Source organism: Micromonospora sp. DT31 (genome assembly GCF_049841795.1).
GTDB lineage: Bacteria > Actinomycetota > Actinomycetes > Mycobacteriales > Micromonosporaceae > Micromonospora.
Genome location: NZ_JBNCKZ010000006.1, coordinates 164,308 through 187,276, shown reverse-complemented (window position 1 = coordinate 187,276; position 22,969 = coordinate 164,308). Strand labels below are relative to the sequence as shown.

The following is a 22,969-nucleotide window of genomic DNA, read 5'->3' as shown; positions in this document are numbered from 1 at the left end:
CTGCACACCCTCGCCACCGCCCACCGGCAGGCGGGGCATCACCAACGCGCGTACCACGCCTACCGGCACCTCGCCGACCAACTCGCCCTCACCGCCGGCGGGACGCCCACCCCACCCTCGCCACGCAGGCCACCCTCGCCCTCGTCCTGCGCGACCTCGGCCACTGCGGCGCCGCCCGACACCTCCTCGCCGACACCATCACCACGCACCGTCGCGCCCACCCCCACCACCCCGCCACCGCCCGCACGCTTCAACACCTGAACGAGCTGCGGCGGCACTGCGCAGACCGCGGACACAACCACCCCAACATCGAGTTCGATGCCGCGAAAAACCAGCGGCAACACAGTCACGCGGAGGACTGAGACCTTTCGACACCGCAGACGGTCACGTGTCCAGCCGTCGAGCAGGCGGTACGCGTTCGACCGGACCGACAGGCCGACGGGATCTGTACCGTTGCGACAATGAGCACCGAGTCCTCACAAGCGGATTCGAGGGCGGTCACTGGAGCCCAGCCATGAACGACTCACGACCGGGGAACCCTCCCGCCATCACTTCCGAGAGCGGTCACAACGCTGAACTGCCGAGCGTCCACGTCCCCGCCCACCCCTCGGGCCGGCGGACCGATGCCGGAGCGGACCGGATCCGGGTCCAGGTGCTCGGCACACCTACCATCCTCGGCGTCCCCGACGGGCAGCACATCCGCCCACAGGCGATGGAGTTCCTCGTCTACCTAATCGTGCGCGGAGGATCGGCCTACCAGCACGACATCCTCGGCGACCTCATCCCCGAGCCACCGCACCGCCTGGCCACGCAGCGGCTGCACACGTACACCTACAACCTGCGCCACATCTTCCGCTCCATCAGCGGGGACAACGTCTACCTGCGGCTACGCCGACACCACTACACCCTCAATATCGACGCCTTCGACGTCGACCTGTGGACCATGCGTGACGCCATCACCGCAGCCCAACACGCCAGCAGCCCGGCAGCTAGCACTGGTGCCCTACGCCGAGCAGTCTCCGTCTACCGCGGGCCCCTCGCCGTCAACACCGGATACCTATGGCTCGTCCGGCATCGGCAAGCCGTATCTCGGGAGTTCCTGACCGCGGCCGTCAACCTGGCCGAGGCACTCGCCGACAGCCCCACCGAAGCCAACGCCGTCCTCGACATCGCCGCCCACCACCACCCGGACGACGAAATCCTGGCCGCCGCCGCTGCCACCATCCGTCTTCGGCTGGGTTGACTGCCGCCCTCACCACCGCCGCTGCCACGAACGACCTGAAGGTCTCTGCACTAACCAAAACGGCTTCTGTCAGATTCTACGAACGCCTCAACTTTGTGATTTTGCAAGATTCATCCGAAAGGATGACGCTTGAAGCGGGACAAAACATCTTATGGCCGACACCATCGAGTCACCATACGCACCGTCGCCAGATGCCGATCGGAGCGCCATTCACTCGGCATCACCGAGATGCGTAGCCCCAACCATTCGACTGGGAGGTTGAGCGCCCGTTCCTGTCACCGTTGTGAGGCCGCACCTCCCGGAGCCCACTCGTTCGCGAACGTCTCCATCTGGCGAATGACCAGGTCGACGGCCGCACGCTCGTGATCGGGCGGATAGTCGTAGCGAGCCAGCAGGCGGCGGATATGGCTGCGGAGCTTGGCACGCACCGGTTCACGGGAGAACCAGTCCACCGTGATCGAGGTCTGAATCGACTTGACCAGCTCCCGGGCGATCTCCGCCAGGGTGCCGACACCCATGAGCTCGGTGGCAGCGCCGTTCTGCGCGACGGCGTCGTAGAAGGCCAGCTCAGCGTGGTTGAGCGGAGGGTCGAACTGCTGGCCGCGCCGGGCGTCCGCGGATACCTGCTTGGCCAGCTCAACGAGCTCAACAATCAGCTGCGCGCTGGTCAGCTGCTGGCGCATGTAGCGGTTCATCAGATCTTCGAGCTGGGCGGAGAAGCGCTCCTGCCGAACCACGTTGTGCTTGGTGACCTCACGCATCTTCCGCTCGATCAGCCGGCGCAGCGCCGCAGCAGCCAAGTGCGGGGTCTCCGAGTCCTGCAGGCGCTGCAACGCCACCCCGTTGAGCTCGGTGATGTCGAGCCTGCCGAGGCCCGCCTCCTCGTAGATGTCGGTGATGTCGGCGGCGTCGACCACTTCGGCGGCGAGCTGGGACAGGTAGCGTTCCACCTCGGCCGTGTTGGGCAGACCCTTGGCCTCTCGGTCAGCGGCCTCCTCCTTGACGATCCAGACCCGCACGTCGCGGAAGTAGTGGATGTCGCGGCGCATCCGCTGAATGTCACCGGCGCGTTCGGCGAAGTCGCGACTGGTCGCGCAGAGTGTGTAGAACCGTTCCAGCCGGCCCGCTGAGTCACGGAACCGCCGGTGCAGCGGCTTCGTGCCGGGCTCCACGTCGTTGCCGGGGGTCCGTGGGTTGCGTAGGAAGTTGGCGGCCTTCTTCACCGCCCGGCGCCAGCGGGTCGGGTCCGTCTCGTCGTCCAGGATCTCCCGCCACTTGACCGGGGTCAGCATGGCCTCGAGGACGGAGATCTCGTTGTGCACCTCACTGATGGCGCGCTCGATCTCGCGGCCGAGGGTCTGGTCCTCCTGGTCGCTGGGCGTGTACTCGGTGAGCGCCTTGCGCAGGTTCTCGGTGAGCGGGGCGTAGCCGACAAGCAGGCCATCCTGCTTCTCCCGGAACCGGCGGTTGACCCGGGCGAGCGCCTGCATCAGGTTGGCGCCCTTCATCGGCCGGTCCATGTAGATGGTGTGGATCGGCGGGGCGTCGTAGCCGGTGAGCAGCATTGAGTGCACGATCAGCAGCTCCAGCTCGTCGTCCGGGTCCTTGGCGCGGGCCTGGATGGTCTTCTGCTGTGACGGGCGTAGGTGGTGCGGGCGTAGCACCTCCTTGTCGCTGGGCACCCCATGGAAGACGATCTTCATCTTGCCCTTGTCGACGGCCGGGTCCGCCCAGTCTGGCCGCAGCTCCTTGAGGGCGTCGAAGACGCGGACGCAGATCTCCCGGGTCGCGCAGACCAACATGGCCTTACCCGGCCCGCCGAGCTGCGGCCGCATCAGCTCACGCCGCTTCTCCCAGTGCTCGACGAGGTCATTCGCAAGGGTCTCGACCCGGTCGGGAGCACCGTAGACGGTGTTCATGGTGGCCGCGTACGCCTCGGCCTTACGCCGTTCCGCGTCGTCCAGGCTGGCGGTGAGCTTCTCCACCTGCTCGTCGATGCTCTCCGGGTCGATGTCCGGCGGCAGCGACACCGGAATGATCCGCGGTTCGTGGTAGACCCGCACGGTCGCCTCGTCGTCGACGGCACGCTTGAGGTCGTACACGTCGATGTGGTTGCCGAAGACGGCCTGGGTGTTCACCTCGGCGGTGGCGATCGGGGTGCCGGTAAAGGCGATGAACGTGGCGTGCGGCAGCGCGTCACGCAGGTGGCGGGCGTAGCCGTCCAGGCTGTCGTAGTGGCTGCGGTGCGCCTCGTCGACGATCACCAGGATGTTGCGCCGGTCGGAAAGAAGCGGATGCGGCCTCCCGGCGTCGCGTTCCTCTTTCGTACGCCCGAACTTCTGCAAGGTGGTGAAGATGATGCCGCCGGCGTTCCGGTTCGACAGCGTGTCCCGCAGTTCGGCGCGGGTGTCGGCCTGCTCCGGCTCCTGGCCCAGCAGCGTCTGGCTGTCGAGAAACGTGTCGAAGAGTTGGTCGTCGAGGTCGTTGCGGTCGGTGAGCACCACGATGGTTGGGTTCTTCAGTGCGGGGTGGCGGGCGGTCATCGCCGCCGTGCACACCATCTCCTCAGACTTGCCGGAGCCCTGGGTGTGCCAGACGACGCCCGCCTTCCCGTCGCTCTGCGATGCCCGCACGATGCACTCGACGGCCCGGATCACCGCGAAGTGCTGGTGGGCCTTCGCGATCCGTTTCGCCTTCGACGTGAAGTTGACGAAGCCGCCGGTAAGCTCCAGAAAGCGCCGCTGGTTGAACAGCCCGTAGAGGGCGACGATCAGCGCTTCCGGGCCGTCGTAGTCGGGCGAGGTGGTGTCGACACGCTCGCCCTCGTCGTCGATGTTCCATGGCGCGAAGTGCTCGTAGGGGGTGAACGGGGTGCCGTACTTGGCGGTGACCCCGTCGGAGATCAAGCACAGGACGGTGTGCCGGAAGGCGAGCGGGAACTCCGCGAGGTACGCCTGAAGCTGGGCGTGCGCGCCCGTTAGGGTGGCGTTCTCGTCGGCGGCGTTCTTCAGCTCGACGATCGCGACCGGAAAACCGTTGAGGTACAGCACGATGTCGAACCGGCGCCGGAAGTCACCGTCCACGATCGTGACCTGGCTGATCGCCCGGTAGACGTTGCGGCCGGGGTCGTCCAGGTTGGCTAGGCGCACGGTGGGGTTGTGCTCGGCACCGAACGCGTCGGTGTACGTGACCGAGCGGATGCCGTGGACCAGCCGCTCGTGTGCCGCCCGGTTCTCGGCGAACGCCTCCCGGGAGGCCACGTCGGTGGCGGCCCGCACCGCGTCGGCGACCGCCGTGGGCGGCAGGTCGGGGTTGAGCCGCTCGACCGCGGCCCGCAGGTCCTCGACGAGCACCAGATCGGCCCAAGCCTGCCGCTGCCCAGACCCCGGCGCGAAGTCCTTCCCGGCACCCGGCTCCCACCCGAGCTCACCGAGTTGATCCAGCGCGAGGGCCTCCCAGTCCGCCTCGCTCATCCACCCGCCCGCACCCACCACAATCCCTCCCCGTGAACCGTTTACCCACCTAAACCGCTTCTCCGACGACCTTCTCGGCTTCCCTGACTCGCAGCCGCCCCGACATCAACTCGGGCAGTAATGTGTCTCGGATCTCTACTAGGGCTCGATTCTGCCTAGAGAGCGAAACAATCATGCCGTGCAATGGCATTGTTTCTTCCTCCAGCATGTACATAGCCGACGCCGCGGGAACCTCTACCTCCAGACGTTCAAGGTCTGACTTGTTGAGGTGTGCCACCGTGGTGCCAGTCTTGTAGGATTCCACGTGAGCTAGCGGTGCCCGCAGGGCTTCTCGGGCTAATACTTGCCCCCCGCCAATGAGTGAAGCGGCATGCATCACCCGTTGATTGAGGAGCCCGGCACCGCCCAGCCAGAAGGTTGGCCGAAACTCGGCGTCCATGCCGATTACAGTTTCCCCCGTTTCTACTAGGAAATCGCGAGGCAGTCGCTCCTCTGTCCAGACCTGTGGGCTAAACGTTGTTAAATCCCGAATCCGTATCAACGGGTAGCCGACCGAATTCGTGTTAAATGCGCTGGAGCGAAATGGTGCGCCAAAAGTTAACCGGAGTGCCGACAATAGTGCTACCAGGCGCGATTCATGCTGCACGGCCTGCTCGTATTTCGTCTTGATGAGCGAGTCGGCAGTGGTGGCGATGCGGTCGTTGACCGCAATCTTGTCATCGAGCGCCCCGAGTAGACCGGCGATCGCCTCCTGTACAGCAATCGGGGGAACGGCCACGGTCAGACGCTTCGCCGAGGCTACGTTGAAGTGCTGCTGGACGGCTCCGACCGTGTGCGCGTCGATGAACTGTTGTGCGGTGGCGTTGATTGCGTAACACAGATACCGTCCGACGGTGTCTGGACCAGGGCGCGCAATGACAATGTCGCTACAGTTCGCCGACCCGAGATCGTCTGGAATCAGGGCGGTAGCACCAGGCTCACCGGTGCGTACAATTGCTAGGTCTCCGGGCCTCAGCTGCGACTTCGCGAGCCGCTGGTGAAAATCTTCATTGATGTACTTAACTGAGGATAGGTCCAGGTGGCCGCGTTTGATGTTTTGCGACCGTAGGAACGGGATGCCGTTCTCGACATACTCGTGTGCCATGGAGCCAACGTGTCCGACAGTTACCCGGACGCATAAATCTTCGAGGGTTCTGGTCGGCCAATCAGGCATCGAGTCCTCCGAGCTGCATTCGGATGACCGCTTCGAGGCGAGATGATTCATCGAAGTGAGCCTGCAGTTCCTTGGTTAGGCGCTCGATGCGGTCGGCGAGCGGCTCGGCGTCCGGGTCTTCCTCAGCTTCGGCTGCGCCGACGTAGCGGCCAGGGGTGAGGACGTGGTCGTGGGCGGCCACCTCGTCGAGCTTCGCGGAGTAGCAGAAGCCGGGCACGTTCTCGTACGTCTGGCCCTTGGCCTTGGCGGACTTGGTGCCGCGCCACGCGTGGTAGGTGTCCGCAATCTTGGCGATGTCGTCGTCAGTCAGGATGCGCTCGGTGCGGTCGACCATGGTGCCGAGCGCGCGAGCGTCGATGAAGAGGACCTCGTGGCGCCGGTCCGTCAGCGCCTTCCCGCCCTGCGGGGTCTTGTCCTTGGTCAGGAACCACAGGCACGCCGGGATGGCGGTGGTGCGGAACAGGTTCGGCGGCAGAGCGACCATGCAGGCCACTAGGTCCGCCTCGACCATCGCCCGGCGGATGGCACCTTCGCCGGACTGCTTCGAGGACATCGAGCCGTTGGCGAGGACAACGCCCGCGCTGCCGCGGTCACCCAGCTTGGAGAGCATGTGTTGGAGCCAGGCGTAGTTGGCATTGCTCTGCGGCGGCACACCGTAGCGCCAGCGGGGGTCAGTATTGTGGCGGGCCCAGTCGCTCATGTTGAACGGCGGGTTCGCCATGATGAAGTCGGCCCGCCGGTCCGGATGCTTATCGTCGGCGAACGTGTCGGCCCAACGGTCGCCGATGCCCACCGGGTCCATGCCGTGGATGGCGAGGTTCATCTTCGCCAGCCGCCAGGTGCGCTCGTTGGCTTCCTGCCCATATACGGCGATGTCGTGGGTGTGATCTCGGCCGGCGCGGGCCTCGACGAACTTTTTTGACTGCACGAACATCCCGCCGGATCCACAGCACGGGTCGTAGACCCGGCCCTCGTAGGGCTCCAGCACCTCGACAAGAACCCTAACCACGCTGGACGGGGTGTAGAACTCGCCGGCCCGCTTACCCTCGGCGCGGGCGAACCGCTCCAGGAAGTACTCGTACACCTCACCAAGGACGTCCTGTGCCTTCCGGTTGCCGTGGCCGGTGAAGCGGGCGTCGCTGATCAGGTCGACGAGTTCCTTCAGCCGTTTCTGGTCGACGTTGTCCCGGTTGAAGATCTTCGGGAGGACGCCGGTCAGCGCCGGGTTCTCCCGCATGATCGCGTCCATGGCGTTGTCGAGCAGCTCGCCGACGCCACTGGGCGCGTTCTCCACCAGGTAGTCCCAGCGGGCGATCTCCGGGACCCAGAAGACGTTGGCGCTGGCGTACTCGTCGCGATCGTTGAGGAACTGGGCGCGGCGGTTCTCCGGTATGTCGGAGAGGCTGTCCTTGATCTGGGCGCGGCGTTCGGCGAACGCGTCTGAGACGTACTTGAGGAAGACCAGGCCGAGGACGAACTCCTTGTACTGAGCGGCGTCCATGGAGCCGCGCAGCTTATCGGCCGCCTTCCACAGGATGTCCTGGATCTGCTTGGTGCTCGACACACCGAACAGCTCGGCCTGGCTGTTGGCGCGTTTACGTGGGGGCACTATGTGTTCCGTTCTCTCGTTCAGGAGTTCGTACCGTACAGAGTCGTGAGAGTGCCATCGGCAAACCCGGTCACGATAAGTTCACGCAACGTCGCCAAGAGGTAGGCCTGCCGTTGCAGTAGATGTTCGCGTTCCTCCAGACGGCGCAGCACGTCGTCCAGGCGGGCTGCCTCTTCGCGGGCCAGGTCGGGGATCGTGGCGTCCATCAGTGTCGGGCCCCGCACTGCACCAGGGCTGCGTGCCATGTTGCTGGCGGTACTCAGGAGTGCCGCCAGCACCCGGGGGGTGAGCGGGTCGCCAGAAGAGATGCGCAGGCCGCGGGCCGGGAACTCGATCACCGAGAAACCGTCGTCGTCGAGGAGGACCCCGAACCGAGGAACGCTGGTGACCACGACGTCACCGGGTTCGGTGAGGGCGACCTGCGGATACTGCGCGGCGAGAGTGAGGCGGTCCATCCAGCGCTCGGACCCCTGCCCGAGTGCCTCTGCCGCGCCGAGTACCCGATGGTGACCTCGCGGTCCGACATGCTCGGGGTTCAGGCGATGCCCGGTGAGGGAGCGGATTCGGCGAGCCGTTCGTAGTGCCTCGCAAGAAAGCTCCTTCGGCCTGATTCCCTCGCGCTGCACCGCACCAGTGTTCAGGAAGCCGTTCTCCTTCCAGTACCGGACGGCCTCTTGCTCAGCGTCGGTGAGACGCCCCTCGACCTCGCCGACGAGTGCGGGACGGTCGGCGGCCAGGCGGGCACGCAGGGTTCCTGACGCTGGTCCGGGCGGCCGGAGCGCGGCAGCCCGACGCAGGTCGAGGCTCTCCAGTGGGACGATTCGGCCGGTGCGCGGGTCGTGGCCGTCGCTGCGGTGCCCCTCGGCGCGCCAGAGGAGGATGTCCTCGGCCGCCGACTCAATAGTGGGTTGGTCAAGCGCGTGACCGCTGAGGTCGGCGAGTAGCACGCGGCCCTTGGTGGTGGGAATCGGATCCCGGGTCAGCACCCACAGGGCAGCAGTGTGGCCTGGCCTGGCCGGGTAGACGCCGCCCGGCAGCTGCACAATTGCCTCGACGATGTTGCTGCTCAACAGCGCCGATCGGCGCAACGCCGCTGGCCCGTCCCGTAGTTGGTAGACGAGGCTGCTGGCGGGACCGACGACGATGGCCGTGTGGCCCGGACCGAGCAGATCGGCGATCGCTTCGACCCGGTTGAGGTCGGCGAGGGCGTCTCGGTTCTCCGACGGCTGGTAAGGCAGCCGGGTAACGATGAGGTCCGGTTCGGCGAACTCCTCGTTCAGCTCATTGGCGCGCACGTCGAACTGGAACTCGGGCAACTCGGCGAGGAGTAACTGCCGGCGCACCAGGCGGGCGAATTCCTCGTCGGCGACGGATGCGTTGACTCGCAGATTGTCGCGGTCCTGGTCAGTTACCAGCGCTGTCAGTAGGTCGCCGACACCCGCGTTGCCGTCGGCGATGGTGAGGGCACGGTGGGTCCGCAGCCGGGTCGGCACGTCGGCCACCCGGCGGATCAGAGCCACCGTCTCCGGAGTGAGTGCATCCGCTGTCAGCTCGGGCCAGCCGAGGCGGTTGGCGGAGCTGAGCAGGAACTGGCAGCTGTGCCAGGGGTCGAAGGCACCCTCGATCAGTTGCTCGACCAGTTGGGCGAGCCCTGTGGGTTCAGGGGCGTCGGTCAGCTCGTGCAGCAGAAACTCGTCTTCGGGATCGAGGCGCCGAGCCAGCGGCAGAGGATCGGCTGGCAGCGCCCGGCCGACGAGGTGGCGGAGGCAGAGCGCGGCGCCGAGGACAACGATCGTGCGTCGGCCGCCGTGCCGCCGGGCGTAGGCCGCCAGCGTGTGCATGGACCGCTCTGCACGCAGGGTGTCCGGGTCGGCGTGGCCGAGACCGGTACGGAGTAACCAAGCCACGACAGCGTCTGCGGAAAACAAGGGCTGTCCATGGTTGCCCGGCACGGGCGCAGGGAAGTCGGGGTGCCGCCGGCGCCAAGTCGTGACCGCAGGCTTTCTGACTCGCGCGAGCAGCGCGATCTCGCGCTGCGACATCAACTCCGCCTCCACTGCTCACCTCCTCGCTCTGGCGGTCAAGGTACGAGTTCTGAACGGTGAAAGACGACCGTGGATCTGTTATCCCCGGATAACAGTGTGTAGGGCAGTGTAAGCAACCAATCTGCGGTTCCCTCGATGCGCCAACGACATCAGGGGGTCTGATGAACGACACGCTCACGCTCTACCAGGAGCTTGTGGACCGCCTACAGCGGTCCCAGGCGCCCGGCCCGGTCAACGATCTGGTTCTTGCCGCCTTCCAAGGCGAGCAGGTTCTCAATGACGTACTGCGAGGTGAAGCCCTTCCGCCGTCGCCCGAACCGGGTGAGACGGGCGACACCGCGCCGCAGGCATTCCTGGAAGAGGTCCGTGTTGCCGGCTTCCGCGGGATCGGCCAGCAGGTCACGGTCGGGCGGCTGCCCAAGACCGGGCTGACCGTGTTCGTGGGCCGCAACGGCTCCGGGAAGTCCAGCATCGCCGAGGCCGTCGAGTACGCGCTGACCGAGGATTCCGTGCGCTGGGCGCAGCGCCCGCCGGCCTTCCGCGAGGGCTGGCGGAACCTGCACCACGACGGCGCATCGGAGATCCGCCTCAGCCTTCGGCTCGACTCCGGCCAGCAGGTGACGACCCACCGCACTTGGCCGGCTGGGGCCACGGATCTGACCTCCGCGACGGTCACGACGACCACGGGCGGCGCCGCGATGCCGCCCGATCAGGTGCCGCAGTGGGTCGGTCAGGCCGCCAGGTACCGGCCGTTCCTGTCCGCCCGCGACCTCGAACGGGTCATCACCGCGAAGCCGGCCGAACTGTACGACGCGATCGCGCCGATCCTCGGCCTGGGCCCGCTACGCGACACCGACGCCCGGCTGCAGCAACGACGCAAGGTCTACGACGACCGGGCCAAGGCGCTCAAGGCGGCCTTCACCGAGCTGCGCGAACAGCTCGGCCACATCGACGACGACCGTGCCCGCGACGCCCTGAGCGCGCTCGGTGCCCGTCCGCTCCGCGCAAACCTGACCCAGTTGGCTGACCTAGCCTGCGGCGACACCGCCACGTCGGAGGAACCTGCAGCGGCAGCCGCACGAGGGCTCGCTGAGCAGGACTTGCCCGACCTGGGTGGGGCGCTGGTTGCCCTCGCCGAGTCTGCGGCGGCGATGCGTGAGGCGACCGCGACCGACAGCGGCGCCGCGGATCGGAGCGCTCGGCTGCTGCGGGCCGCGCTCGACGTGCACCACGATCGTGGGAACGGCCCTTGCCCGGTGTGCCGCGTCGGGACCCTGGACCAGGACTGGCGTACGCAGGCCGAGGAGGAACTCGCCAGGATGGCCGCGGTCGCCGCGGCGGCACGCGCGGCCCAGCAGGCTTACGCGCACGCCCGGCGTACGGTCGATGGGCTGCTCGGCGACATCCACCGGCTGCTGGAACCGGCCGCTGCCACGCTGGCGCCCTACATCCCCGGCGAGAGCGCGGCAATGCGCGAAGCTCTCGCCGGCCTCGGCCCCGATCGGGTCGCCTGGGACAGTGTCGTCGCGGCGCACACCACCCTCGTGAAGGCGGCGGCCGGCTGGCTCGCCCAGCGTCACGACGCCTGGCGCGAGCCCGGCGCTGCGATCCGCCGGTGGGTCGACGCCGCGGCCGTGGCCCGCGCCGAGGCGCCAGCCCTGGCTCTGCTCACCAAGGCTCGTGCGGCCCTCGACACCGCCGAGAAGGCGATCCGGGCCGACCGACTGGGCAGCTTCGCCGCGCAGTCGGACCGGATCTGGCAGAAGCTGCGGCAGGAGAGCAACGTCGAGCTGCACCGGCTGCGGATGGAAGGGTCGAACAACACCCGCCGGGTCCTGTTTCCCGTAGCCGCCGACGGCGTCGAGACCAGCGCGCTCGCGGTGATGAGCCAGGGTGAGCTGCACGCCCTCGGCCTCGCGGTCTTCCTGCCCCGCGCCTGCGCCGACACCAGCCCGTACCGGTTCGTGATCATCGACGACCCGGTGCAGAGCATGGACCCCACCAAGATCGACGGCCTGGCCGAGGTGTTGCGGGAGATCGCCCTGACCCGGCAGGTCATCGTGTTCACACACGACGACCGGCTGCCGGAAGCGATCCGCCGCCTCGACATCGAGGCCGACGTCCGGGAGGTCACTCGCCGCGAGGGCTCGATCGTCGAGGTCCGCAAGGTCTGCGACCCAGCGGACCGCTACCTCGACGATGCCCGCGCCCTGGTCGCCGCAGACATCCCCGACGAGGCGAAGTACCTGATGGTCGCCGGGTTCTGCCGGTCCGCGATCGAGTCGGTGAGCATGGATCGCTACCGGGCCGCCGAGCACCGGCGTGGCACGCCCTACCAGGAGATCCTGGAAGGACTCAGCCGAGCGCACACGGTCAAGGACCGGCTCAGCCTCGGGCTCTTCGCCCGCCTCGTACCCCGCCCGGAGCTCTTCGCTCGTCTCGACCGTGACTACGGCACCCAGGCCACCCGGGCGGTCAAAGCGGTGGCGGACGCGGTCCACGGCCACCGGAGCATGCCCGCCCGAGCGATGGTCACCAAGACCGCTGCGCTCGTGGGGCGGTTGCGATGACGACGTCCCTGTACCTCGCCACCGCCGACCGGATGCTCAACAGCGTCATCCGAGGCACCCGCGGAGCCTGGCCCCGGGCGTGCGCCTGGCTACTTCGCCACGAACTGGAAGCAGCGATGGACCGGTACTGGGCCCGGGTCTGCCCCGAGATCGGACAGACCCGGGTGCAGCGACCGAAACTGCTGCTGCTCGCCCACTACGCAGACCCCGACCTGGGGCGCCGGGCCAGCTACCTGTGGTGGGCGCTGTCCCGCGCCGGTCACCACCACCACTACGAACTCGGCGTCACCGCAGCCGAGCTGACCCGGCTCCGCGCCGAACTCCTCGACCTCGTCGCGCTCCTTGACCACTCGGAGGCCCCGACATGCTGAAGCGAGATCAGGCCATGCTGATCCTCGGCGTTGAGGCGCTGGCCATCGTCGGTGTCGTCTACTACCTCGTCACGCTCGATCTCATCAGCCTTGCCTGGTCGGCGTCGATCGCGATCGCCATCCCGGCCTGGCTGCTTGCCGTCAAGGCGCCGACGACGTGCGGCCTGACCACCCAGAACGGCGGCCGGTGCGGACGAAAGGTCAACGGGGTGATCTTCGGCTGCGGCCGGTCGAACCACACCTGGGCCAAATTCTTTGCCCGCTTCGGTTGGCGTCGTCAGCCAGACCCGAGCAATCGTCAAAGCCGGTCTACCGAGGCTACCGAGGTCACCGAAGTGGTGACCGTGAAGATCGCCGAGGACTGGAAGAGCACCGTGACATTCTGGCTCGCCCTCACCGCGACGACGTGCGCCCTGGTCAGTGCCACCGTCGATGCCACCAACTTTTTTCACGAGCCGCCGAAGCCGCCGGCCGCCGTCTCCCGCTGACCCTGACTTCCCCCATCGATGCGTCGAAGATCAAGTCCCGGCGAGGGTCGCGCGCTACGGCCTCTTCCGCGCCACGCAACACCTGTTCGAGTTGGGCTTCAGCTGCGTCAAGCCGCGCGGCGCTGCAACATTTCGGCCTGCTCGATGAGCCGACAAGGCACAGCGGTGCTCCGGGCGCGGAGGTGAAGGTTGCTGAGAGAGGTCGTTCCGATGACGTCGGGTGTCGGAAATCGGATGCATAGATGAACGTGTTATGCGCCCTATCCTGGAGGGCTTTACCTCGGGCCGACGGCCCGGCGGATCAGCATTGGCGTACGTCGACTGAACTGGAGACGAGATGCTGTTGACCCAACCGGATGTACTCCACCTCGTTCAACAGGCCGCTGGCCGGTGGGCAGACCAACTGATCGACTTCGGCCCGCGCAACACGCTGCTCTACTTCAAGGAGCGACAGACCACCACCCTCGATCTCGCTGACGCGGCTCCCGGCGTGGTCGCCGACCTGCTCCGAGGACAGAAGGTTCGCCTACGGACGCTGTTCCCGGACCAGGACCGGCACAACACCGCCTGCAACACTGCCCGCAGCCTCCGCCGGAAGCTGGTCGAGCTGGAGGAGGAGCAGGGCATCCAGGCAGGTTGGGTGAGCCGCGGCCTGCTCTGCATGGTCGGCCAGTACACCCGGGGGTCCGTGCCGATGCAACCGCTGCGGGCGCCGCTGATTCTGCAGCAGCTTGCGCTGGACAGCAGGACGGCGACGGAGAACGACTTCACGCTGGAGCTGTCGGAGTCACCCGAGATCAATCCCGTCCTTCTGTACGCGCTGGAGCGGCAGTACGGCGTGGAGGCGGATATCAGCGCACTCGGCGAGAAGCTGAGCGCGATGCTGTCCGAGATCGCTGACCCGGACCAGCAGCTCAGTGCCGCCTACGAGCTGATCGCCGAGGCAGTCGCTCCCAGCGGCCTGTCTCTCCGGCTCGAGCCCGCGGTGGTTGCCGGCGTCTTCAGCTTCGACAAGCTCCCCATGGTCAAGGACCTTCGTAACTCGGCCGAGCTGCTCGCATCACATCCGGTGATCGGCGCGATGGCGGGCGACCGCGACGCTCGGCAACAGCTGCGCACTGAGCAAGCTCAGGGGTCCAGCTCCAGTGCCGATCGGATCGATCCGGCCAACGAGTTCCTGGTCCACGACGCGGACTCGTCTCAGCAGTCGGCGATCGACGCGGTGCTGTCCGGCCGGCATGTGGTCATCGAGGGCCCACCCGGCACGGGCAAGAGTCAGACGATCGCGAACATCATCGCGTACATGGCCGCGATGGGTCGCAGCGTGCTGTTCGTCTCCGAGAAGCGGGCTGCCATCGAAGCTGTGATGAACCGCCTTGGCGACGTCGGGCTCGACAACCTGGTGTTCGACCTGCACGACCGCAAGATCAGCAAGCGGCAGGTCGCCCAACGCATCGCCAATGTCCTCACTGAAGCCGGCGCCGAACCACCCGTCGACACCGACGAACTGCACCGCCGCCTACAGAGCCGCCGGGCCGTAGCAAAACGGCATCCGGCCGAGCTGCACGAGTTACGGCAGCCCTGGGGCGTGAGCGCCTTTCAGATCATCGAGCAGCTCCTCGCGCTTCCGACGTGCGACGTCAGCGGCTACAAGCTGCGCGCATCCGAGCTGCGGAACCTCGACCGGTCGAGGCTTGAGTCCGCGCGGGAGGACCTTCGGACGTTCGTGGATCGTGGCGGCCTGAGGATCTGGCGCGGGGAGTCGCCGTGGGCGAAGGCCGTCATCCGCACCCCAGACGATGTCGGCAAGGTGCTGGTGCATCTCGAAGAACTCGCGGCCGGTGCCCTGCAGGGCGCACAGCGCCAGATCCGGGACTTGGTCGACCGAGCGGGGCTGGACGTGCCGGACGACCTCGCTGCGTGGAAGGATCTGTTTGACCTGCTCAGCGAGGTCGACCGCACCATCGCCAGCTACGGCGAGCAGGTCTTCGGCCCGGATCTGGACGACTTCGTCTATGCGACGGCACCTGGGCGATCCCGGCCGCGCCGTTCGGAGCCACTCGGGATCTTCCGCCGGTTCCAACTGCGCCGCGAGCTGCGGCGGACTTGTCCGGCCGCTCCCCGGAATCGATCCGAGATGTACCAGGGCCTGGTCGCCGCAGTGGACCAGCGTGAGCGGTGGCGGAAGCTCAGCCGTCAAGACAGCGCACCCACTGCTCTGGCGGGCGCCGACCTGTGCATGTCGTCCTTCACGCAGGTGCGTAACCACCTCGCTGCGGTGGCGGCATGTGCCCGGATCGATGGCCTTGAGCGTGGAGCCACCACGACCGCGGCCAACACGCTCGCTGAGTTGAACGCCGACCGCGAGACGTTGTTCCTGATGCCCGACCTGAACAAGCAGCAGCAGCTGTTCCGCTCGCTAGGGCTGAGCCACATGCTCGACGACCTGGCCACCCGGCAGGTCTCGAGCGACGAGGCAGCCGACACCCTGTTGCGCTCCTGGTTGCAGGTGGTCCTCGACGAGATGCGCATGCGGGTCCCGTACCTCGGTCAGTTCGTCGGGCAGCAGCATGCCACGGTGGTCCAGGACTTCCGCGCTGCGGACAGCCGGCACATTGAGATGGCCGCCCGGCACGTGCGCCGCAACGTGGCAGTGAACCTCCGGAAGGCTCGAGACGCCTATCCCGACCAGAACGGCCTCGTCCGGCGGGAGGCGGCCAAGAAGAGCCGGCACCTCTCTCTTCGGAAGCTGCTTAGCAGCGCACCGGAGGTGCTCCTCGCCGCGTTTCCGTGCTGGGCCATGTCACCACTGGTGGTCAGTCGCATCCTGCCGCCCGAGCGGTCGTTCGACATGGTGATCTTCGACGAGGCGAGCCAGATCGAGCCGCACGACGCGGTCGCCTCGATCATGCGTGGCACCCAGCTCGTCGTGGCCGGCGACCCGAAGCAACTCCCACCCACGCCGTTCTTCCGGCGCCTCGTTCAGCAGAGCCCGGCTGGCGAAGACGATGATCTCGGCGACGAGAGCCTCGAGGACTACGAGTCCGTTCTTGACGTCCTCGGTGGCCTCATCTCGGACCGGTACCGCTTGACCTGGCACTACCGCAGCCGAGACGAGCGCCTGATCGCATTCTCGAACGTCGAGATCTACAACCGTTCCCTCGTCACGTTCCCTGGCGTCCAGGTCGGCAGTCCGCTGCGCTTGGAGACGGTGGACGGCCGTGTCTCCCCCGGGCAGGGCGGTTCATCAACCGAGGAGGTCAACAGAGCAGTCGAGCTGATCCTCGAGCACGCCGAGCAGCGACCAGACGAGAGCCTCGGCGTCATCACCATGGGGCAGAAGCACGCCCTGCGGATTGAAGCGACCCTGCGCAGCCGACGCCGCGAGCACGAGCACCTCGACGACTTCTTCTCGCAGGACCAGGCCGCGAGCCAGCGGTTCTTCATCAAGAGCCTGGAAAACGTCCAGGGCGACGAGCGGGACGCCATCATCCTGAGCATCGGCTACGCCAAGACTCAAGACGGCCGACTTCCGCTGCGCTTCGGACCGCTCAACCAGGAGGGCGGTGAGCGGCGCCTCAACGTCGCGGTCACTCGAGCGCGGAGTCGGATGACCGTGGTGAGCGCCTTCTCCCATCACGATATGGACCCGAACCAGACCGCAGCGACACGGAATCGCGGGCCCGAACTGCTCCGCCGTTACCTGGAGTTCGTTGACCTAGGCGGCGACCTCGGCGCGCGACAGCACACCGGGGTCGAGCTCAACGGCCTCGAACGCAGCGTCCTGAAGGCTCTCCAGCAGCAGGGCATCAACGCCGTGCCGCAGTGGGGCGTCTCCGGCTACCGCATCGACCTGGCCCTCGCCCACCCAGAGCAGCCCGGCCGCATGGTCCTCGCCGTGGAGACCGACGGTCACTCGTACCACCAGGCACACAGCGCCCGGGACCGGGACCGGCTGCGCCAGCAACACCTCGAGCGCCTCGGGTGGGAGTTCCACCGCATTTGGTCGACCGACTGGTACGTGGATCCGGCAGGCCAGACAGTCCGACTCATCGCCCGCTGGAAGCAGGCGGTCGACCGCGCCAACCACGCCGCGAGGAGCCACCCCATACCGCCGGCACGCCGGCCCGATCAGCCACCGGCGCCGCCGGCGACCCGCCGCGGCCCACGCCCCGACGTGCCGATCGGTCTGCGGATCACCGACTACACGCGGGAACAGCTGGTACGGATCTGCACCTGGCTGGTGAGTGACCAGCTTCAGCGTGATCGGGATGAGCGCCTCCAGGAGGCCATGAGCGAACTTGGCTTCCGCAAGCGCGGCTCAATCATCCTCCAGCGCCTGACCGAAGCACTCGACATCGCGCAGCAGCGCGCCGACCGGGAGGTATCCCGATGATTGCCCTCGACCCGCTCACTCTGGAACGCGTCGCCCGCCTGATCTGCGACGTCGATGGTCCCTACGAGCGGACCGGTACGCAGATCGAGCGGTTCCTTCACCGAGTCCGGTGGCCTGGCGATCCGCAGTACGACGGCTCTCCGCGCATCCCCTGGCTGACAGAAGTACTCAATTCCCATGCCCATGACGCCGCCGCCCTCGACCGGCTGCTCTGTCGCATCGGCGATCCGCTGGAGTACGACGGCGGCGTCGAGGCCGCCGAACCGATCGCGCAAGAGCTGAACCGCCTTCTGGCTCCCGAGCAGCTCACCATCACCTACGTCGGCGGGCGCCCTGTGCTCGGTCAGATCAGCCAGAGCAGCGACGTCCCCCTGTACGGGCCGCCGCCGGACCTCCACGAGCGGGTGCGACGACTATCCCCCAACAGCAAGGCGACCGACATCCTCATGGCCCGCGCCGACGAAGCGTCGATCTGCCAGAACAACGGAGCCTACGCACTGGCGATCATCGGCATCGGCAGCTTCGTCGAAGGCCTGCTGCACGTCGTGGTGACTGACCGCGACGAGACCGTGCGCAGGAGCGGCCTGGTCGACCGGAACGGCCGACGGGTTCGGGCCGAACGAGCGGGCCTTCACCTGCTCCTCGAGTACGCGCACCGACAGAAGTGGGTCCAGACCGACGCCAAGGACTTCATGGAGAAGGTCCGGGACTACCGCAACTTCGTCCACCCCCGCCACCAGATCGACTACGGGCTCGTGCCCGATCTGGACACGGTGCGGATGTGCTGGGCACCTGTACACGCGCTCCTCAATGACCTGGAATCCGCACCATGATCAACAGCTCATCTCGGTGACCAGCAAGCAAGCGGATTGACCTCTCCTTGTCCAGATGCCGACCTCGACACCGCCGCTGCTACTCCAGCTTCCGAACCAAGACCAGGTGCTGGAGTAGCAGACGGAGGTCAGCGGGGCCGCATCGAGCGAGTGCGGCGACGCGTTCGGCGCAGCCCTCTCGCCTGTAACCCCTCGGGACGGCGCAATGCTCGGTTTCAGGTCTGTGTTCACGACCCACCGCGAACGGAACCATCTGCAGCCACTGGTACGGGAACAACTCGACCGCTGGATCGCGGACGTCAAGGGCTGGGATCCGTCTGCGCTTCATGAGAATCGGTGGGCGACCATCGGCGAGAACGTCAGGGCCCTCCTACTGCAGCACGAGGGGCAGGATGGATCGGCCTCAACGCGCGTACGGATCGTCGAGACGAAGCCGGACGGGCAGTGGATCACCCAGCTGACCGTACACGCGCCCAACGCAAGAGAGCGTGCGGCGTGGGCTTGGGTCGACATCGAATCCCCCGACCCCGACAGCGAGGACCCACGCAGCCGCCCCCGCCGCGCCGGCACCCCCCGCTTTCTCGCCCCCATGCTCGAAATCATCGATGCCTGGGACGGTGCCGCACACCTCACGACGCGACCAATCGTCATCCGCGGCGACGAAGTCGACGAGGTCCACAGAGCGCTCATCGACACCGAGCGACGAGGCGTCGTCTTCGTCGCAGGCAACGACGACTCGCTGCCGTCAGTCCCATGGACTAACCGGATCGCCAATCTGACCCGGTTCACCAACGGCATGGCCTCGTGCTACGTGCTGGACGGGGAGGCCACACAGTTGCTCAACGACCGGCTCGGCCAGGCCCACGCCGTACTGCCCGGCCGGCTTCGTACCTATCGCTCCCAGGTGCAACCGGACTCCGTCGTCGACGGGCTGCGGCACCGGGTGCTGAGCGCCGAACGGATCGCCGACGACAACGAACAGCCCCGACTCGCGCGGGTCCTCGCCTCCAACGCCCAACTTCAGGCTCTCGAACAGCCGCTACCCGCATCGGTGGCGCGGGTACACCGGATGCTGGAACGTATCGCCGACGACATGCTGGTGCACCGGCTCGGCGACGTCGGTTCGAAGCGGCCATCGCTCGTTCCGTCGCAGCCCCAGGCGGCGGCCGTCGAGACGCGAGAGAGTGGTCGCCGGCAAGATGACGTCAGCGCGCAGCAAGGCATGTTGCTGGACTACCTGAAGATCAAGGTAGGAATCGATGACCTCTCCGTCGACCGAATCGACGAAATCGTACGTCTGATCGAGGTCGGTCGGTCATCGCAGGAGGCACAGGAAGACATCGCATCCCGCCTCGCGCAGCTTCAAGCCGAACTCGATGAGACACAGAAGGCATATCACGACGTCAAATGGCAGCTGGACGATGAGCAGATCGAGAACCGGGACGCGGTCGACCTTCTGACCCGGTCCGAGGAGACCGTACGGACGCTGCGCCATCGGCTGGCCTCGATGGGGCAAGCTGAGGTGGCTTGGACGGCGCAGCCGGCGGATGAGGATGTCTCTCGGCCGGGTAGCTTCGGCGAGTTGCTCCGTTGGCTACCGAAGCTCAAGCACGTCGTGTTCACCGGCGATCCTGACCACGCTGAGGACCTCGACAGCAACGACCCCCTGGGAGCCTGGGCTTCGAAGACGTGGGACGCGTTGTTGGTGCTTCATGACTATGCAGTGGCGAAGGCGGACGGGCGCTGGGGCCGCGACGTGCACGGCTTCCTTGAACACACCCCTGATGGCTGCCACGAATGGCCGATGCGACGGCACGCCCGCGATGAAAGCGAGGAGGTGCGAACCAACCCAACGTTCCGGAGTAGGCGCGTTCTGCCCGTGCCAACCTCCGTCGTTCCGGTTGGACAGGCCTTCATGGGAGCCCATTTCAAGATCGTCCAGTTCGCCATGATCAGCCCTCGGATGCACTACTACGACGACACGGCGCAGAGCGGGCGGATCTATGTCGGTTACATCGGCCGGCACCTACCGAACGGGCAGACGAACTGACGGCACGCGAAGGCTAATTGCTGGACACGACATGGAGGGCTGGAGCATCCACTGCTGGCTCGGGTCGTACACCTGTCAGCTGGTGGCGCGGTAGAGCTTCATCCCGCCGCTGGCATCCGGTGGGCTGGCGACTGCGGCGTGTTCGTTGACGAGCCACGGCGTGAGGCCGGGAGCGGTTTCCCGGTCCTCGCCGGTGCGGCCGTCGAGGATGACGGGGCCGTTCGCCGTGCGGCCGTAGACGGCTCCGTGCCAGGCGGTCGTGACGGTGGGGGCGATGCGGTTTGCCTTCTTGTCGGGTAGTTCCCAGAGCCACTTCCCGCTGTCGTCGAAGGCGCCTGCCCAGTCCTGGCGTTGGTTCTGGCAGATGGTGACGCTGCGGCCGTCGTGTAGGCAGGTGATGTTGTAGGCGGTGCTGCTGGTGGCCTGTGACTCGTCGAGGAGGCGGCCGGTGGCGGCGTCGAGGAGGCGGAAGAACTGCTTGCGGCCTTGCGACGCTCCGGTCGCGGTCACGATTTTCGGGCTGCCCGGCTTGATGGCGATCGTCTCTGCCGGCTCGGTATGCCAGCGCTCGGCACCGCTGTCGATGGCGAGCGCACGTGCCACTGCACTCTTGGCGTCGGTACCGACCGCCACATCGCTAGCGATGGCACCGAGGTTGAAGTCCGGACGGCGCCAGACCTCGCGTCGATCATCAAGGTTCACGGCGACGGTGTCGGTGCCGACCTGGGCGACGACCACGGGGCCGTGTGCGCCGACGACGACCGGGTGCTTCCGGGTCAACGTGTGCTGGTCGTCGTCACTGGGCTCGATCTCGATGCGTTGAGCCTCATGCCCGGTGCCGGCATCAGCGGCGAGGACTTCGATAACCGGGCGCGGCGGTGTCGTGCCTTGACCGGGCGCGGTGGTGGCGAAAGCCGTCACCACACGGCGCTGCGCACCGAGTTCGGCCAGCACCGGCGGTTGGGCGGGGTTGCCGCCGACGAACGGGTTCTGCGTCGATGGCGACAGCGCAGGCTCGTGCGCGGGTCGCAGCGTGCCGGTGACCGTGCCGGAGGTGACGTCAACGATTTCCAGCCGGTCCACCGATGAGATCCAGACGCGCTTCCCTTCGAGTAGCACTGGTAGCGTCTCGACGCGTTGTCCCCCCAGGTTGATCTTCGACAACGACGCGCTGTCAGGTAGCGGGATGGCATCAGTCGTGTCGAAGGTGCGCGGCGGGTCGAAGGTCGGGCGCTCGCTCGGCGCGCTTGCGGTCGCTTGGGCTGGTGGCTGTTGCGCCTCCGGTGCGGTTCCGCAGCCGATGGTGGCGGCAACGACGCCCAGGCTTACGCCGAACACGCCCAGATTTGCTTTGCGCACCGCGTCACGTCTCCCCGTCGCCGTTGGGTACAGCCGGGAAGTGTAGCGACTTTGGTCCACTCTTCGTGTCCCGACCGTTGCGGCCCGAAGCCGTATTTCGTAAGGCGGGAGAGGGGTAAGCCGAAATTTTGGGAGGCCGCTCCAAGGTCATCAGCACGTCAAGGTGAGCCCTTTGCCGGCTGTCCGTCCACAATCGTTTCCGTTACAAGGCGTCGGACATGACGTTCGGACACGCCTGCGGCCAGAGCCAACTCCGCCAGGCTGGCCAGGGGACGCTCGGCACGCAGCCGGGCTACGACGTCTGCCGTCCGCTCCGCGCGCCCCGTCATCCGCCTGCGTCGCCCGGTTCCCCGCAGGGGCGGCGCCACCTGACTCGTCGTCCGGCCGTCGGCGCCCCTAGCCTGCTGAGCTTGCTTCGCCTCAGTCGCGAAGTCCGACGGGCGCGACTGCGGTGGCAGCGTAGACGTAGCGTCGAAGCCCGGCGGTTGCTTCGGGCGGGTGTCGTCTGACGTTCGATGGTCGTTGTGTGGGGCCGGTTGCGATCTCGTCAGCATCTCTACGACCAGCAGCAACGCCACCGCTGGCCACGCCGCCACGATCCGAGCACCGAGGCTCGGCTCGGCGGCGGCGATGTTCGCCGCCACGCTGGCCGCCACCCCGACCGCGAAAGCCGTCCGGGCCGACCAGCGCACCCTCCGGCCGGCGCGCTTGTCCTCGACCATGGCCGCCGACGCGACAACCAGCATCCCGTCAACCGACAGCGGAAGTACGTAGGCAACCTCGGGACGCTCACCGAATCTCAACGCCACGGCGACCATGTGACTCCACGACGACCAGGCAGCAATTCCGGCCACCGCCACCGTGCTCACGTCTCGGGCAAGCCGGGTCGGCGTCATCGAACCACCCCCGACCCGAGCTGTCGCTCGATGGCCTGAACCTCGGCGGGGTCCACGGACGGACGTCCACCGATGTCCAACCGCGTCTGGACATCGACCCATCGCCGCCACCGGTCGACGACTTCGCCCGCGTCGAGACCGGTCGCTTTCGCGATGTCCGTCAGGTCCATGCCCGCCCGCAGCGCGGTGTGGATCACCGAAGGTTGCCAGCGAGTCCACCAGGACACAACCGCAGCGGACAACGCCAGCTCCGTCAGGACGTCATCGAGTCCGGTTCCCGGCGTCCGAGCGACGGCATGATCATGAAGATCGAGAAGGAGTTGGAACGGGTTGATCTCTTCCGTATCGGCGAACCGCACTGGCGGGTCGGACGGTTGGGCCGGGTTCATCGGGCACCGCCCGGTGCCCGTGAGCTGGGCAAAG

The 22,969-nt window shown here is 67.0% G+C and carries 15 protein-coding genes; 7 read left to right on the top strand and 8 right to left on the bottom strand.

Features of this window, described 5'->3' with window-relative positions; genetic code table 11:
- Positions 1-59 precede the first annotated feature (59 nt).
- Positions 60-350 carry a hypothetical protein gene (locus tag ACLQ2X_RS12980; RefSeq protein WP_425681254.1) on the bottom strand — a complete coding sequence of 97 codons (291 nt, stop codon included), beginning with the start codon at positions 348-350 and terminating at the stop codon, positions 60-62.
- Positions 351-652: 302 nt separating this feature from the next.
- Here ACLQ2X_RS12980 and ACLQ2X_RS12975 point away from each other — a divergent pair, with 302 nt between their 5' ends.
- The gene (locus ACLQ2X_RS12975; protein WP_425681253.1) at positions 653-1,243 is read left to right on the top strand and encodes an AfsR/SARP family transcriptional regulator; all 591 of its coding nucleotides are present in this window, start codon (positions 653-655) and stop codon (positions 1,241-1,243) included.
- Positions 1,244-1,518: 275 nt separating this feature from the next.
- Here the strand turns inward: ACLQ2X_RS12975 and ACLQ2X_RS12970 are convergent, their stop codons facing one another.
- From ACLQ2X_RS12970 to ACLQ2X_RS12955, 4 genes are all read right to left on the bottom strand, one after another.
- A complete protein-coding gene (locus tag ACLQ2X_RS12970; RefSeq protein WP_425681252.1) occupies positions 1,519-4,734 on the bottom strand; it encodes a type I restriction endonuclease subunit R in 3,216 nt (1,071 codons plus the stop codon).
- Between the two features lie 31 nt (positions 4,735-4,765).
- Positions 4,766-5,860 carry a hypothetical protein gene (locus ACLQ2X_RS12965; protein WP_425681251.1) on the bottom strand — a complete coding sequence of 365 codons (1,095 nt, stop codon included), beginning with the start codon at positions 5,858-5,860 and terminating at the stop codon, positions 4,766-4,768.
- Positions 5,861-5,921: 61 nt separating this feature from the next.
- Positions 5,922-7,538 carry an N-6 DNA methylase gene (locus ACLQ2X_RS12960; RefSeq protein WP_425681250.1) on the bottom strand — a complete coding sequence of 539 codons (1,617 nt, stop codon included), beginning with the start codon at positions 7,536-7,538 and terminating at the stop codon, positions 5,922-5,924.
- A gap of 20 nt (positions 7,539-7,558) precedes the next feature.
- On the bottom strand, positions 7,559-9,595 hold the full coding sequence (locus ACLQ2X_RS12955; RefSeq protein WP_425681249.1) for an SAM-dependent DNA methyltransferase: 2,037 nt from the start codon (positions 9,593-9,595) through the stop codon (positions 7,559-7,561).
- Between the two features lie 149 nt (positions 9,596-9,744).
- Here ACLQ2X_RS12955 and ACLQ2X_RS12950 point away from each other — a divergent pair, with 149 nt between their 5' ends.
- The 6 genes from ACLQ2X_RS12950 to ACLQ2X_RS12925 all read left to right on the top strand — a co-directional run bounded on the left by ACLQ2X_RS12950 (position 9,745) and on the right by ACLQ2X_RS12925 (position 20,291).
- Positions 9,745-12,153: an AAA family ATPase gene (locus tag ACLQ2X_RS12950; protein WP_425681248.1), complete on the top strand. Its 2,409-nt coding sequence runs from the start codon at positions 9,745-9,747 to the stop codon at positions 12,151-12,153.
- Entirely contained in the window at positions 12,150-12,524 is a 375-nt protein-coding gene (locus ACLQ2X_RS12945; RefSeq protein WP_425681247.1) for a hypothetical protein, read from the top strand. Before ACLQ2X_RS12950 ends, ACLQ2X_RS12945 begins: the two co-directional genes overlap by 4 nt.
- Positions 12,518-13,012 carry a hypothetical protein gene (locus tag ACLQ2X_RS12940; protein ID WP_425681246.1) on the top strand — a complete coding sequence of 165 codons (495 nt, stop codon included), beginning with the start codon at positions 12,518-12,520 and terminating at the stop codon, positions 13,010-13,012. The genes ACLQ2X_RS12945 and ACLQ2X_RS12940 overlap by 7 nt, the downstream gene beginning before the upstream one ends.
- Before the next feature lie 337 nt (positions 13,013-13,349).
- A complete protein-coding gene (locus ACLQ2X_RS12935) occupies positions 13,350-17,408 on the top strand; it encodes an AAA domain-containing protein (RefSeq protein WP_425681245.1) in 4,059 nt (1,352 codons plus the stop codon).
- Positions 17,405-18,241: a hypothetical protein gene (locus ACLQ2X_RS12930; RefSeq protein WP_425681244.1), complete on the top strand. Its 837-nt coding sequence runs from the start codon at positions 17,405-17,407 to the stop codon at positions 18,239-18,241. Before ACLQ2X_RS12935 ends, ACLQ2X_RS12930 begins: the two co-directional genes overlap by 4 nt.
- A 223-nt stretch (positions 18,242-18,464) precedes the next feature.
- Entirely contained in the window at positions 18,465-20,291 is a 1,827-nt protein-coding gene (locus tag ACLQ2X_RS12925) for a hypothetical protein (protein ID WP_425681243.1), read from the top strand.
- A gap of 75 nt (positions 20,292-20,366) precedes the next feature.
- On the opposite strand, the gene ACLQ2X_RS12920 is transcribed toward ACLQ2X_RS12925, so the two are convergent.
- The 3 genes from ACLQ2X_RS12920 to ACLQ2X_RS12910 form a co-directional block, all read right to left on the bottom strand.
- Positions 20,367-21,650 carry a hypothetical protein gene (locus ACLQ2X_RS12920; protein WP_425681242.1) on the bottom strand — a complete coding sequence of 428 codons (1,284 nt, stop codon included), beginning with the start codon at positions 21,648-21,650 and terminating at the stop codon, positions 20,367-20,369.
- Between the two features lie 158 nt (positions 21,651-21,808).
- On the bottom strand, positions 21,809-22,546 hold the full coding sequence (locus ACLQ2X_RS12915) for a DUF2637 domain-containing protein (protein WP_425681241.1): 738 nt from the start codon (positions 22,544-22,546) through the stop codon (positions 21,809-21,811).
- Positions 22,543-22,935 (bottom strand): hypothetical protein, encoded by a 393-nt coding sequence (locus ACLQ2X_RS12910; RefSeq protein ID WP_425681240.1) that lies wholly within the window; start codon positions 22,933-22,935, stop codon positions 22,543-22,545. Before ACLQ2X_RS12910 ends, ACLQ2X_RS12915 begins: the two co-directional genes overlap by 4 nt.
- Positions 22,936-22,969 lie beyond the last annotated feature (34 nt).

Bases quoted from the DNA above. Each gene is read 5' to 3' on its own strand.
- ACLQ2X_RS12910 (WP_425681240.1), bottom strand. From the start codon at position 22,935: ATGAACCCGGCCCAACCGTCCGACCCGCCAGTGCGGTTCGCCGATACG.
- ACLQ2X_RS12935 (WP_425681245.1), top strand. From the start codon at position 13,350: ATGCTGTTGACCCAACCGGATGTACTCCACCTCGTTCAACAGGCCGCT.
- ACLQ2X_RS12940 (WP_425681246.1), top strand. From the start codon at position 12,518: ATGCTGAAGCGAGATCAGGCCATGCTGATCCTCGGCGTTGAGGCGCTG.
- ACLQ2X_RS12930 (WP_425681244.1), top strand. From the start codon at position 17,405: ATGATTGCCCTCGACCCGCTCACTCTGGAACGCGTCGCCCGCCTGATC.
- ACLQ2X_RS12950 (WP_425681248.1), top strand. From the start codon at position 9,745: ATGAACGACACGCTCACGCTCTACCAGGAGCTTGTGGACCGCCTACAG.
- ACLQ2X_RS12965 (WP_425681251.1), bottom strand. From the start codon at position 5,860: ATGGCACACGAGTATGTCGAGAACGGCATCCCGTTCCTACGGTCGCAA.
- ACLQ2X_RS12915 (WP_425681241.1), bottom strand. From the start codon at position 22,546: ATGACGCCGACCCGGCTTGCCCGAGACGTGAGCACGGTGGCGGTGGCC.
- ACLQ2X_RS12945 (WP_425681247.1), top strand. From the start codon at position 12,150: ATGACGACGTCCCTGTACCTCGCCACCGCCGACCGGATGCTCAACAGC.